The 12,847-nt window shown below is 49.6% G+C and carries 10 protein-coding genes; 8 read left to right on the top strand and 2 right to left on the bottom strand.

Features of this window, described 5'->3' with window-relative positions:
- The first annotated feature begins 60 nt into the window (after positions 1–60).
- Positions 61–1,413, top strand: a complete 1,353-nt coding sequence (locus ABFC84_09975) for an MATE family efflux transporter (GenBank protein MEN6413064.1) — start codon at positions 61–63, stop codon at positions 1,411–1,413.
- A gap of 41 nt (positions 1,414–1,454) precedes the next feature.
- On the opposite strand, the gene ABFC84_09970 is transcribed toward ABFC84_09975, so the two are convergent.
- A complete protein-coding gene (locus ABFC84_09970) occupies positions 1,455–1,844 on the bottom strand; it encodes a hypothetical protein (protein ID MEN6413063.1) in 390 nt (129 codons plus the stop codon).
- A gap of 58 nt (positions 1,845–1,902) precedes the next feature.
- Between ABFC84_09970 and uvsE the strand changes: the two genes are divergently transcribed.
- Both uvsE and ABFC84_09960 read left to right on the top strand, forming a co-directional pair.
- A complete protein-coding gene (gene uvsE, locus ABFC84_09965; protein MEN6413062.1) occupies positions 1,903–2,856 on the top strand; it encodes a UV DNA damage repair endonuclease UvsE in 954 nt (317 codons plus the stop codon).
- Between the two features lie 41 nt (positions 2,857–2,897).
- On the top strand, positions 2,898–5,033 hold the full coding sequence (locus ABFC84_09960) for a DNA topoisomerase 3 (protein MEN6413061.1): 2,136 nt from the start codon (positions 2,898–2,900) through the stop codon (positions 5,031–5,033).
- Between the two features lie 278 nt (positions 5,034–5,311).
- Here the strand turns inward: ABFC84_09960 and ABFC84_09955 are convergent, their stop codons facing one another.
- Positions 5,312–6,646 carry a DEAD/DEAH box helicase gene (locus ABFC84_09955; GenBank protein ID MEN6413060.1) on the bottom strand — a complete coding sequence of 445 codons (1,335 nt, stop codon included), beginning with the start codon at positions 6,644–6,646 and terminating at the stop codon, positions 5,312–5,314.
- 359 nt (positions 6,647–7,005) lie between these two features.
- On the opposite strand from ABFC84_09955, the gene ABFC84_09950 reads away from it, so the two are divergent.
- The 5 genes from ABFC84_09950 (at position 7,006) to ABFC84_09930 (ending at position 12,836) form a co-directional block, all read left to right on the top strand.
- Positions 7,006–8,184: a DEAD/DEAH box helicase gene (locus tag ABFC84_09950; protein ID MEN6413059.1), complete on the top strand. Its 1,179-nt coding sequence runs from the start codon at positions 7,006–7,008 to the stop codon at positions 8,182–8,184.
- Between the two features lie 18 nt (positions 8,185–8,202).
- Positions 8,203–9,387 carry a metallophosphoesterase gene (locus tag ABFC84_09945; protein MEN6413058.1) on the top strand — a complete coding sequence of 395 codons (1,185 nt, stop codon included), beginning with the start codon at positions 8,203–8,205 and terminating at the stop codon, positions 9,385–9,387.
- 143 nt (positions 9,388–9,530) lie between these two features.
- The gene (locus ABFC84_09940; GenBank protein MEN6413057.1) at positions 9,531–11,720 is read left to right on the top strand and encodes a DNA topoisomerase III; all 2,190 of its coding nucleotides are present in this window, start codon (positions 9,531–9,533) and stop codon (positions 11,718–11,720) included.
- 106 nt (positions 11,721–11,826) lie between these two features.
- Positions 11,827–12,243, top strand: a complete 417-nt coding sequence (locus ABFC84_09935) for a VOC family protein (GenBank protein MEN6413056.1) — start codon at positions 11,827–11,829, stop codon at positions 12,241–12,243.
- Positions 12,244–12,257: 14 nt separating this feature from the next.
- Positions 12,258–12,836: a hypothetical protein gene (locus tag ABFC84_09930; GenBank protein MEN6413055.1), complete on the top strand. Its 579-nt coding sequence runs from the start codon at positions 12,258–12,260 to the stop codon at positions 12,834–12,836.
- The last annotated feature ends 11 nt before the right edge of the window (positions 12,837–12,847 follow it).

The following is a 12,847-nucleotide window of genomic DNA, read 5'->3' as shown; positions in this document are numbered from 1 at the left end:
CTGTCAGCCGAATCAGCCAATCTAATAAGGAGAATCATAGCGTGAGATAGGAGAATCATTTTGCATAATCCGCATGAGATGGGCGAAAAAAAGATAGGCCGGCTGCTTTGGGATTTTTCCTTACCGGCAATTACCGGCATGATGGTTAACGGACTGTATAATATCGTGGACAGTATCTTCGTCGGTCACGGCGTCGGCGCCATCGGACTGGCCGCCGTGACCGTCGCCTTTCCGGTTATGATTATTTTAATGGCTTTCAGCATGCTGATAGGCGTTGGGGCAACGACTCTCATTTCAATTCGCATGGGGGAGCATAAAATTCAGGAAGCGGAGAAGATTCTGGGGACTGCCTTGCTGCTGGGGATGGTTTCGTCCCTTGTGCTGACCACGGGATTTGAGTTGTTTTTAGAGCCGATTCTGGCTAATCTGGGCGCCGAAGCGGCGGTCCTGCCTTACGCCCGGGATTTTACCCATGTTATTTTGCTGGGGAACATTTTTATGTTCCTGGGTTTCGGACTGAATAATGTCATACGAGCCGAGGGACATCCCCGAATTGCCATGCAGACGATGATTATTTCGGCTGTGCTTAATACACTGTTAAACCCGCTGTTTATTTTTATTCTGGGGCTGGGAATTAAAGGCTCGGCGCTGGCAACGGTGATTTCCCAGGCTGTGTCCGCGCTGTTGGTGCTGCGGCATTTTCGGGGGGAAAATAGTTTTCTCAAGCTGCGGCTATGCAATATAAGATTAAGTAAACTCATTATTCCTAAAATTCTGGCTATGGGTTCTTCGGTTTTTTGCATGCAGCTTGCCGCCAGTGTGGTAACCGGGTTACTGAATTTTTCTCTGCAGATTTACGGCGGACAGCTGGCGGTTGCGGCTATGGGAATTGTCAACCGGATATCCTTGCTGATGTTAATGCCGATTTTCGGCATTAACCAGGGGGTTCAGCCTATTATTGGTTATAATTATGGAGCAAGAAATTACAGCCGGGTCATTGAAACGCTGAACAAGGGAATGATGGCTGCCACGGTGATCTCGGTATCCGGCTTTCTCCTTGTTGAACTTTTTGACACGTATATCGTGCGGCTGTTTAATAATGAGCCGGAACTGATTGTTATTGGGGCCAAGGGACTGAGACTATCGCTATGCATGCTGCCGGTGGTTGGGTTTCAGATCGTGGGCTCCGTGCTGTTTCAGGCTATCGGCAAGCCGTATCATTCATTGCTGTTAAGTATGTCCCGGCAAGTCATTTTATTAATTCCGCTGGTATTGATTCTGCCCCGCTTTTGGGGTGTGACGGGGATCTGGCTGGCATCTCCCCTTGCCGATTTAGGTGCGGCTATTCTTACCGGAATCCTGGTATGGAATCAAATCAGGCAGTTAAAACCGGCGGAAGTAAAACAATCATGACTGTGTTTCACAGTCATGATTGCTGCTGTCCCTTTGTTGTCTCAAACTGATGGGTTATAATAACCGCTGCTGTCCCGATGTTTTAATACTGCATCGTGTTTTTCCGTCAAGGTTTGACCGGAAGACCAGACCTCCTGGAACTGCAGGGAATTTTTAAAGCCGGTGCTCCATAAGAAGGCGTTGTCCGGTGTATAGCAGGCAAAAATAATCGTCTGCTGTAAGTTTTCCGGCATGTTTCCGGCTTCATCCGTAATCAGGGCATAATTTCCCGCTTCGCTGAATACGAAGAACAGTTCGGCAGAGCCATCCTCTTGCTCGGTTTCTTCAAAACCCAGAGCTTGGTAAAATTTCCGGATATTTTCATCAGTCAGAGGAATCACAACCTTTCCCAGATGATCTAATACTGTTATTGTAGCGTAAATTGACGACACTTACAATAAAAGAACGATTTGAACCGAAACGTTTTTGGCAAACAGGGTGGTGTCAACAATGATGATTCGCTTTGGCTATGTCGCCATGGCTCTTAACATACTTCAGGGTTCACCGAACAAGACGATGACGGTAGCTGGCCTTAGTAAAATATCGGAACAGCAAGACCGGCTTACTCGTTTACGCCGCATTGTTCGTGAAAATTTAACCACTCAGATGAGGGTTCTTCGTTATAATGCGGCTCATGATATTCATGTATTCCGGTTTACTTCGAAGCTGATTCCTCTGGCTACCCATCCCAGTGTCAGCGGCTGGAATTACCGGGAAGAATTTCAAACAGAATTGGCGGAGATCGGTGAGTTCGTCCGTGAGCATGGCATGCGGGTCAGCTCTCATCCCGACCATTTTACGGTGCTGAATAGTCCTGAGCCTAAAGTGGTTGAGGCAGCAAAAGGCGATTTGGCATATCACGCCGGAATATTTGATGCCATGGGGTTAGGGGCTGAGGCGAAACTGGTGATCCATGTCGGCGGAGTATATCAAAACAAAGAGCTGGCTTTGGAAAGATTCAAAGAAAGTTTCAGTGGATTGTCCCCGGAAATGCAAAATCGTTTAATGCTGGAAAACGATGATAAATCCTATTCGGCCGCCGATGTCCTTGGACTTTGCCGACAGCTTGGCAGGCCGATGGTGCTGGATGTGCATCATCATTCCTGTTATAATACAGGGGAAACTCTTGAAGAAATGTTGCCGGAGATTTTTGCTACTTGGCGGGATATGATGCCTAAAATTCATGTCTCAAGTTCCAAAAGTGCCGGCAGTTTCCGCAGCCATGCGGACTATATTCATGCGGAAGAATTTGTTGCTTTTTTACATAAGGCTAAGCCATTTGGCGCCGATTTTGATGTGATGATAGAAGCCAAACAAAAAGACAAGGCAATGTTTCAGCTGTTAGCCGATTTGCGGCAAGTCCCGGGTGTGAAGTTTATCGATCAAGCTACGATTGAGTATTGAGTGGCTATACTGGAATTTTAATTTTTTTAAGGAGTGCGAACGTGCGACTGTATATTGCTGAAAAACCCAGCATGGCGGCTGAAATTGCCAAGTGCCTGCCTGGAACGGTAAGCCGTAAAGACGGATATATTGTGGCCGGCGGCGACGTAATTACCTGGGGATTCGGTCATGTTCTCCGGCAGGCCGAGCCTCGTGAATATGATGAGAAATATGAAAAATGGCGCATGGAAGACTTGCCGATTATTCCGGAAACGTGGAAGCTTCTGGTAGCCGATTCCTGTAAAAAACAATTTAGCATTATTCAAAAGCTGATAGGCGAGGCGGCGGAGATTGTTCATGCCGGCGACCCGGACCGGGAAGGACAGTTATTGATTGATGAAATTTTAGAATATGTCCACAATGAAAAGCCGGTTCGCCGCATTCTGCTAAACGCCCTGGATGAAAAAAGCATCAAGCAGGCCATTGCCAATCTGCGGGATAATCAGGACTTTTATCCGCTGCAGCAGTCGGCCCTTGCCCGAGCCAGAGCCGACTGGCTGATTGGTATGAACTTGTCCCGGGCGTATACTTTGGCCGCCCAGAGGGCCGGCCACCGGACGACGCTTCCCGTAGGGCGGGTGAAGACGCCGACTTTGGCTTTGGTGGTGCGGCGGGAGCGGGAACTGGAAAATTTTGTTCCGCTTGATTATTTCACGCTTAAAGCCGATTTTCAGCATGAGAACGGTTTGTTTACCGCCCACTGGAAACCGCAGGCGGAGCAGCCGGGCCGGGACAACGAAGGGCGTCTGGTGGATCAGGCGGTTGCTCAGTCTTTGCTGGAGAAAATTGAGACAACGAAGGAAAAGGCGAAGATCACCCTTTGTGTAACAACGGAGAAGAAAGAAACCCAGCGGCTGCCGCTGTCATTGTCCGTACTGCAGGTCATGGCCGGAAAAAAATTCGGCTATGATCCCCAGACGATTTTGGATACGGCGCAAAAGCTGTATGAGAAAAAGCTGACTACCTATCCCCGGTCGGATTGCGATTTTCTGCCGGAGTCACAGCATGATGACGGTACCGCAATTCTGGAGAATTTGTCCGGCAGCAGCCAGCCTCAGCTGGCAGAGTGGTCAAAGGGAGCCGATCCTAAAATCAAAAGCCGGGCCTGGAATGATAAGAAGATTACCGCCCATCATGCCATCATTCCTACAACGGGAAAATGCAATTTTTCCGCCTTGCAGGAGGTGGAAAAAAAGGTTTACTGTTTGATTGCTCAGGCCTATATTGCCCAATTTTATCCGGTGCATGTCTATAATCAGACGAAGGTGGAAGTAGAACACGCCGGGGAGATTTTTGCGGCCAGCGGGCGAATCATCATCGAATCCGGCTGGAAGACCGTGTACGGCATGGAAGACGACGAGAAAAAAGAGGAAGACAGCGGAACGCTGCCGGCGATGGAACAGGGTGATGAAGCAGACTGTACTCGCGTTTCGGCTGACAAAAAGGCGACCAGGCCGCCAACCCGGTTCACGGCGTCCACCCTGCTGGCCGCGATGAAAGAGATTCATAAATATGTAAAAAATCCGGAACTTAAAAAGCAGTTGAAGGATGTGTCCGGTATTGGCACGGAAGCGACCCGGGCGACGATTATCAAGGAACTGATTCAGAGAGGCTTTTTAAAAGAGGAAAAGAAGAAGAAATATCTTGTGCCGACCGATTGGGCATATTTATTAATTGACGCTCTGCCGGATGAAATGACTTATCCGGATTTTACAGCTCTGTGGGAAGACATTCTGCACCGTATGGTTGACGGCAGTGAGAGCCTGGAAGCTTTTCTTAGACAGCAGGTCGATTTTACCGTCGATTTGTGCGCTAAGGCGAAGCAGGCAAGTATTCCCCTGAAAGGAGAGTATCCTTGTCCCCAGTGCGGTAAAGGAGTGCTCCAGCTGCGAAACGGCAAAAACGGCAAGTTCTGGGGCTGCTCCGGCTATCCGGAATGCAGAGCGGCCTATAATGATATGAATGGCAAGCCCCAGCAGCCGGAATATGTTTGTCCCAAGTGCCGCAAGGGAGCTTTAAAACTGAGAAAAGGCATCAACGGCGCGTTTTGGGGCTGCACGAAATATCCGGCCTGCAGGGCAACCTATAACGATAATCAGGGAAAGCCGGCCATCCCCCCGCAGCCGGCAGCCCAATAATAAAAGGTTCACAAGTCTCTGATACAGAAGCTTGTGAGCCTTTTGATATGGTGAGCTATGTGTTAAATGTAAGCATCTAGAAAGCGGCACCGCCCTGATCCGGGGATTAACCAACGCTCCGCCGCCATCGCTTAACCTCCGCTTATGGCTAATTCTCGGCCCAAGGCTTGCAGTCCTTCAGATTTTTTTCTCAATTCCAAGTTCCAAGTTCCAATTGCCAAGTGCTATGAGCTATGCGCCATGGGCCATGCGCTATGCGCCAAATCAACTCCGCAGCCTTAATGCCGGGCTGCCTTTCTTTTAGCACCATAGGACTTTTTAGCGACATTTTCTCCAGCCGTCTTGAGCTTGCGGCGGCTTCGCAGATTGCTGCCGCTGTGGCTGACGGTTTTTTTTGGCGGCTTTTTACCGGTAGGTGTGAAATCATTTTTTTTATCCGGCCTTACAGTATCGCCAGCCTTGCGTTTGTAGGCCGTGCTCGCTTTCTTAATAACCGTTTGTCCGTTTGCTTTCTGCTTTTCAATGGGCGCGCGGATAGCCTGCTCGATCAGCCGCAGATAAAGATGTTCCGCCGGGGTAACAAAGGTAACCGCCGTGCCGGTTTCTCCGGCCCGACCGGTTCGACCGATGCGGTGGATATAGCTTTCGGCATCATGGGGAATGTCATAATTAAATACATGGGTGACGCCTTCAATATCCAGTCCCCGGGCGGCGATATCGGTGGCTACCAATATCTGCAGCTTGGCGCTGCTGAAGCGCCGCATGACTTGTGTCCGCTTGGCCTGAGTCAGCTCGCCGTGGAGTTCATCGGAAGCATATCCCCGTTGGCTGAGAGCAGTATTGACGGAGATGACCCGTTCGCGGGTATGACAGAATACAATGGCTAAATAGGGCTGATAGCGATCAATCATGCCGCAAAGCTTGTCAAGTTTGTCGGCTTCGGCAAGCTCCACGGTGATTTGCTTGATTTCGTCCAATGTCACATGCGAACTTTCGATGCTGATGTTGACCGGCTGCTTCATATATTGAGAGGCGAGGGCCCGGATTTTGGCAGGCATGGTGGCTGAGAACAACATTGTTTGCCGTTTGCCGGAGGTTTGGGCGATGATTTCTTCCATGTCTTCTAAAAAACCCATATGCAGCATTTGATCGGCTTCGTCAATGACCAGTGTTGACACGCCGGACAGCTGCAGGGTTTTGCGCCGGGCATGATCCAGCAGCCGGCCCGGTGTGCCGATTACAATGTGGGGATTGCCTTTTAGTTTTCTGATTTGCTGCTCAACCGCCTCACCGCCGTAGGCGGAGAGAACATTGATGCCCATGGGTTGGGCCAGTTTCGTTGTTTCTTTTGTTATTTGCCGAGCCAGTTCCCTAGTCGGTGTTACAATTAATGCTTGGACGTAAGGAGCGCTTATTTTGATTTTTTCCAAAATAGGCAGCAGAAAGGCAAGGGTTTTTCCGGTACCGGTTTGGGACTGGGCAATCAGATCTTTTCCTGCCATCAGCAGCGGAATGGCCTGAAGCTGGACGGGGGTAGGGCTGGTGATGCCGCTGTCCCGTAAGGAGTCATTTATTTCACGCCGGATACCCAGCGCGGTGAAGTCTGACGACATTGAATACACCTCTTCTTTTCATTATCGGATAGTACCCATCATTATATCAGTTTGCGCTAATATAAGATAGGCTATGCCGCTATCGTACCGCAAGCAGAACAAAATGGGGAACGATAACCGCGAAGGCACAAAGGACACGGAAAAAGAAGGGAAAATAGAATAAAAACCATAACCCCTTTGCGCTCTTTGCGCCTTCGTGGTTTCAAAGCCCTGCATCCCCGCCTGGGGAACGATAACCGCGAAGACACAAAGGACACGGGAAAATGCAGTTTTCGTTATGAACGGCACAAAATAGGGTATAATGAAAGAGGCTGCTTTAGAATAAAGAAATATTGAATCTATTTTGAGGGAGAAGGACTATGAATCAATCTTTTGAACAATTGGGAATCACGGCGTCGCTGGTGGCAGGATTGAAGCAAGCCGGTATTACCGCTCCGACGGGAGTGCAGCAGCGGGTGATTCCCCCGGTCCTGCAGGGAAAAGACGTTATTGGGCAGTCGGCAACCGGGACCGGCAAGACGCTGGCTTATTTGCTGCCTTTGTTTCAAAAACTGGATCTTACGAAACGGGAAATGCAGGCCATCATTCTTACGCCGACCCATGAACTGGCTATTCAAATACAGCGTCAGATTGAACTGCTGGCGGAAAACTCAGGACTGCCGGTTACGTCATCACCGGTTATCGGCAATGTGAATATTACCCGCCAGATCGAAAAACTGAGAGAGAAGCCTCATATCATCGTGGGTTCCGGCGGACGGATTCTGGAACTGATTCAAAAAAAGAAGATTACGTCGCAAACCATCAAAACAATCATTTTGGATGAAGCCGACCGTCTTCTGGACGACCAAAATCTGGACGGGGTAAAAGCGGTTATCAAGACGACGCTGAGAGACCGGCAAATGCTGTTGTTTTCCGCTACGATTACCCCTGTTGCGATGGAAAAAGCGAAACCGCTGCTGCGGGAACCGGAAGTAATTCGGGTAACCGAACCGGAGGCAGTTTCCCCGCGGATTGAGCATATGTATTTTCTTACGGCACAGCGGGATAAACTGGAGACGCTGCGGAAGCTGGTCAGAGGGATACCGGTTGAGCAGGCGTTGGTTTTTGTTAACAGCGGCGACAATATTGATCGGCTGGTAGATAAGCTGAATTACATTGGGTTGAAAACCGCCGGCATTCACGGCGGTTCAGTGAAGACTGACCGCAAAATGGCCTTGGACGGTTTTCGCAGCGGGAAGATCCAGCTGCTGGTTGCTTCCGATGTGGCAGCCCGCGGGTTGGATATACCGGGTATTGAATATGTATTTAATCTGAACTTGCCGGAAGATCCCAGAGTGTATCTTCACCGGGTAGGGCGGACGGGCCGCGCCGGCAAAAAGGGTACTGCCATTTCCCTTGCCGATCGCAAGGAACTGGCTTTTCTGGGGAAATATGAAAAAACGCTGAAAATAGAGATTGCGGCCAAGCAAGTGACAAGAGGCCGGATTGTGAACATTCATCAGGCGAACCCCGCATCAGACAGGCGCTCGGCCGAGTAACGATTGGGAGGAGAATCCATGCGTTTGTTTTATCCAGTGCTCATTGCGCTTATTTTTCTGATTTGCTGGGTGAATTGGCGGCTGCTGGTCAAATGGTATCCCCGGCCCTATCCGTCCTGGGTTCGCTGCGGCTACTGGCTGATTACGCTGGCCGCCTGCTCCTCCATCAGCTATAGCTGGCTGACCCGGTTTAATCTGCCCCTTTACCAATGGTTGTCGCCCATGGCTTATCCGGGCTTTATCTGGGTGACCGGCGAGATTGTTCTGCTGGTGTGTTTTCCCCTGCTGTTTGTAGTCCGGCGCCTGGTTCGCGGCATTTGCAGTGAGCCAGAGACTGAGCCAAGAGAGGGACTGACAGTCACGCGCCGCGCCTTTTTGCAGAATACGCTGTATGCGGTTCCCGTTTTGGCTTTTGTTCCCAGCACTTTTGGCGTATGCTCCGCCGAGGCAACCATGACGGTTCGTCGTCTGAATTTAAGCTGGCAGGAACTTCCTGCCGCTTTTAACGGCTTGAAAATCGCTCAAATCAGTGATGCTCATTTAGGTCCCTATTTTAATTTAGGCAGGCTGGACTACGTGCTGCGGCTGGTGAAAAAAGAAAAACCGGATCTGGTGGTGATTACCGGGGATTTAATTGATGATTTGGATTTGCTTACTGCGAGTGTGGATAAACTGACTGAACTGGCTGCGACAATACCTTTCGGTATGTTTTTTTGCTGGGGCAATCATGAATATTTTCGCGATGTGAACCGGATACGCCGGGAACTGGTGAAAAGCCCGGTTGCCATCCTGGAGAATACCAGTGTGCAGCTTCAGTCAGGCGGCGAATCACTGTATCTTTTGGGAGTCGATTATCCCCGGACCAATTCAGCGACAGAACGAGAGATGCTGCGGCATAAGTTTATGGAAAGTGCCGTGGCGGATGTGCCGGCGGGAGCTTTCCAAATCCTGCTGGCTCACCACCCGGATTTTCTGTTTGACGGATTTAACAGGCGGATTCCCCTGACTCTTGCCGGACATACTCATGGCGGACAGGTCAGGATTTTCGGACACTCTTTGCTGCCGGTGCATTATGATTTCATGGGCGGGCTGTATCAGGAAAACGAAACATATGGCTACGTGAATATCGGTGCCGGCCAGTGGTTCCCTTTCCGCTTGGGCTGTCCGCCGGAAATCAGCATTTTTACGTTGAAAAATTCATGATGCCGCACAAAAGTACTCTAATGCCGCGGCGGGGCATTAGGGTTTCTTCATTTGATTTTTATTCCAGAGGATCAAGTTCGTGCTAAAATATCTTTATATTTGTGGTACGATTTAGGTATAATTTATTGGGAGAGGATTTTACGATGAGTAAAGCACTAGTATTAGCGGAAAAGCCTTCTGTCGGGCGGGATTTGGCCCGGGTGCTCCATTGTCAAAAACAGGGAAACGGTTATTTTGAAGGTGAAAAACATATTGTTACCTGGGCTCTGGGGCATTTAGTCACTTTGGCCGATCCGGAAGCCTATGATGAAAAATACAAAGCCTGGCGGCTGGAGGATCTGCCGATGCTGCCCCAGCAATTGAAACTGGTTGTTATCAAGCAAAGCGGCAGACAGTTTAATACAGTGAAAGAGCAGCTGAACCGGAAAGATGTGGGTGAAGTTGTTATCGCCACCGATGCCGGGCGGGAGGGGGAGCTGGTTGCCAGATGGATACTGGAGAAGGCTCATATTCATAAACCGGTAAAACGGTTATGGATTTCCTCGGTTACCGACAAGGCGATTCAAGCCGGATTCAGCAAATTAAGACCCGGCAGGGAATATGAGAATCTCTTTGCATCGGCAGTCGCCAGGGCTGAGGCTGACTGGCTGGTGGGCATCAACGCCACCCGGGCCTTAACCTGCAAGTACAATGCCCAGCTTTCCTGCGGCAGGGTTCAGACGCCGACTCTCGCCATTATTGCAAACCGGGAGCAGGAGATTCAGAATTTCCAGCCGCAGACATTTTATGGGATAACGGCTGCCGCTCATTCGCTAAAGCTAACCTGGCAGGACGGCAAAACGAAAGACAGCAGGAGCTTCGCTAAAGAACGGTGTGAACAGATCCAACGGTCTCTGACCGGAAAGAATGCTCAGGTTGTGGCAGTAAATAAGGTGCATAAGAAGACCTTTTCTCCCCAGCTGTATGATTTGACGGAACTGCAGCGGGACGCCAATAAAATTTTCAGCTATTCGGCCAAAGAGACACTGTCGATTATGCAGCGGCTGTATGAGAATCATAAAGTTCTGACCTATCCGCGAACGGATTCCCGCTATCTTTCCGCCGACATTATGGATACAATGAAAGACCGTCTAAGTGCCTGCGGTATTGGTCCCTATGCAAAACCGGCTTTTAAGGCGGCGAAAGGGCCGCTGAAGGCCGGCAAGCATTTTGTCGACGACAGCAAGGTATCCGACCATCACGCCATTATTCCTACGGAGCAATTTGTTAACTTAAGCGCCTTCAATGATCAGGAACGGAAAATCTACGATTTAGTGGTCAAACGGTTCTTAGCCGTATTATATCCACCTTTTGAGTATGAACAAATTACCGTTACGGCAAAAATCGGCGGGGAATTGTTTACCGCCCGGGGGAAAACCGTAATTGCGCCCGGCTGGAAAGAGGTTTACGGCAACCATTTCGAGGAAGAAGAGACGAAAGGGGACATTGCCGAGCAGCTGCTGCCCAGTATTCATCAGGGGGAGGTATTGCCGATAACCGCCATTACCCTGACCAGCGGACAAACAAAACCGCCGGCACCGTTTAACGAGGCCAGCTTGCTTTCCGCCATGGAGAATCCGGTCAAGTATATGAGCCGGGAGAGTGAAGCGCTGAAAAAGACTATCGGCGAGACCGGCGGATTGGGAACCGTGGCGACCCGGGCCGATATTATCGAGAAGCTGTTTAACAGCTTTTTAATCGAGAAGAAAGGCAAAGATCTCTGGATTACCGCCAAGGGCCGGCAATTGCTATCTTTGGTGCCGGAAGACTTAAGATCACCGACACTGACGGCACAATGGGAACAAAAGCTGGCTTCCATTGCCAAGGGTTCTTTACCGAAAACAGCTTTTGTAAATGAAATGCGGCAATATGCCAATGTAGTTGTAAGAGATATTAAAAACAGTCAGGCACAGTTCCATCATGATAACATGACCCGGACGAAGTGCCCGCAGTGCGGCAAGTATTTGCTGGAGGTAAACGGTAAGAAAGGGAAAATGCTTGTCTGTCAGGATCGGGAATGCGGTTATCGCAAGGGCATTGCCCGGATTACCAATGCCAGATGTCCCAATTGCCACAAAAAGCTGGAACTGCGGGGCGAAGGGGAAGGACAGATTTTTGTCTGCGGCTGCGGCTACCGGGAGAAGCTTTCCGCTTTTACCCAGCGCAAGCAAAAAGAGAGCGACAAGGCTTCCAAACAGGACGTTGCCCAGTATCTAAGAGAACAAAACAAGCGGCAGTCAGGACCGGTTAATACTGCGTTAGCGGATGCGCTGGCGAAGCTGAAACAAAAATAGCGGCGGAATGAAGCGAAATAAGAGAAGCAGGCAGGAAGCGGCAGGTGTTTGCAGCATGGATGGCGAAAGGAACCAGTAAATAAATTGTTTGTATGGAGACGGTATTATGAAAATAAAGCGGATGGATGCTACTATTAGTACGGAAAAATTGCAGGAATCAAAAAATTTTTATCAGAAGTATTTTGGCTTTCGGCTTGTTTATGAAAGCGACTGGTATGTGGAACTGCTGTCGCCGGATATCAATGGCGGCATCAGCTTTGCTTTGGCTGAGCGGGAAGAAAGCGAGTTTTTTGACGGTCGGGGATTGATTATATCTTTTGAGGTGGAAAATGCGGCTGCGGAATATGCCAGACTAAAACAGGCCGGATTGTGCATTCAGCAGGAAATGCAGGATAAGCCCTGGGGCGAACGCGGTTTTGTGGTGGATGATCCCAACGGTGTTCATCTTTATTTGTATCAAACGATACCGCCTACGCTTGAATACAAGAAAATTTATGATTCCTTCCAACAGCAGACGAAATAGCAGGAGGAATGATGATGAAGAAAGTTCTGGCGCTTCTGTTTATGACTTTTTTTCTGGCTGCTGGTACGCTGCCTGCTTCGTGTCTGGCTTATGAACCTCAGCGAATTGCCGTGCTGCCTGTTTTTAACAGCAGCGATACCCATGATCAGGATACGGAACAAGTCATTGCTGACGCGCTGCAAGCTAAGTTTCATATGCCATTGGCTAAGGTGATTACTATTTATGACGTGATCCCGGCCAAGGAGGTTCAGCTGGCCTTGCCCCCCGAATTGCAGAATCGGAATAAACCGGGGAAAATCAATGCTGCGGTGCTGCAGAAGATTGGGACAAGCTTGCAAGCGGATATCGTGATTGGGGCGCAAATTACGAATTTCACCGCAGTTACTTTTAGCAACCGCGATGGTGATTTGTTTCAGCGAACCGATTTGACCATACGGATTGTTGGTTATGACGTTGGAAAAAATCAATTTTTGGATATTCACGACAGCCGGGATTATGATGGCGATTGGTCGGTAATGGGAAATCCCGATTACCTGGCAAAGCAGATTATGGAGGATTTGATGGGCAAAGTCCCTTATACCTGGAAGCGGTAGGCAAGCAGCCT

Source organism: Veillonellales bacterium (assembly GCA_039680175.1).
In the GTDB taxonomy this organism is placed as follows: domain Bacteria; phylum Bacillota; class Negativicutes; order JAAYSF01; family JAAYSF01; genus JBDKTO01.
This window is presented reverse-complemented; position numbering and strand designations above follow the sequence as displayed.

Bases quoted from the DNA above. Each gene is read 5' to 3' on its own strand.
- ABFC84_09950 (MEN6413059.1), top strand. From the start codon at position 7,006: ATGAATCAATCTTTTGAACAATTGGGAATCACGGCGTCGCTGGTGGCA.
- uvsE (MEN6413062.1), top strand. From the start codon at position 1,903: ATGATGATTCGCTTTGGCTATGTCGCCATGGCTCTTAACATACTTCAG.
- ABFC84_09945 (MEN6413058.1), top strand. From the start codon at position 8,203: ATGCGTTTGTTTTATCCAGTGCTCATTGCGCTTATTTTTCTGATTTGC.
- ABFC84_09955 (MEN6413060.1), bottom strand. From the start codon at position 6,646: ATGTCGTCAGACTTCACCGCGCTGGGTATCCGGCGTGAAATAAATGAC.
- ABFC84_09930 (MEN6413055.1), top strand. From the start codon at position 12,258: ATGAAGAAAGTTCTGGCGCTTCTGTTTATGACTTTTTTTCTGGCTGCT.
- ABFC84_09940 (MEN6413057.1), top strand. From the start codon at position 9,531: ATGAGTAAAGCACTAGTATTAGCGGAAAAGCCTTCTGTCGGGCGGGAT.
- ABFC84_09935 (MEN6413056.1), top strand. From the start codon at position 11,827: ATGAAAATAAAGCGGATGGATGCTACTATTAGTACGGAAAAATTGCAG.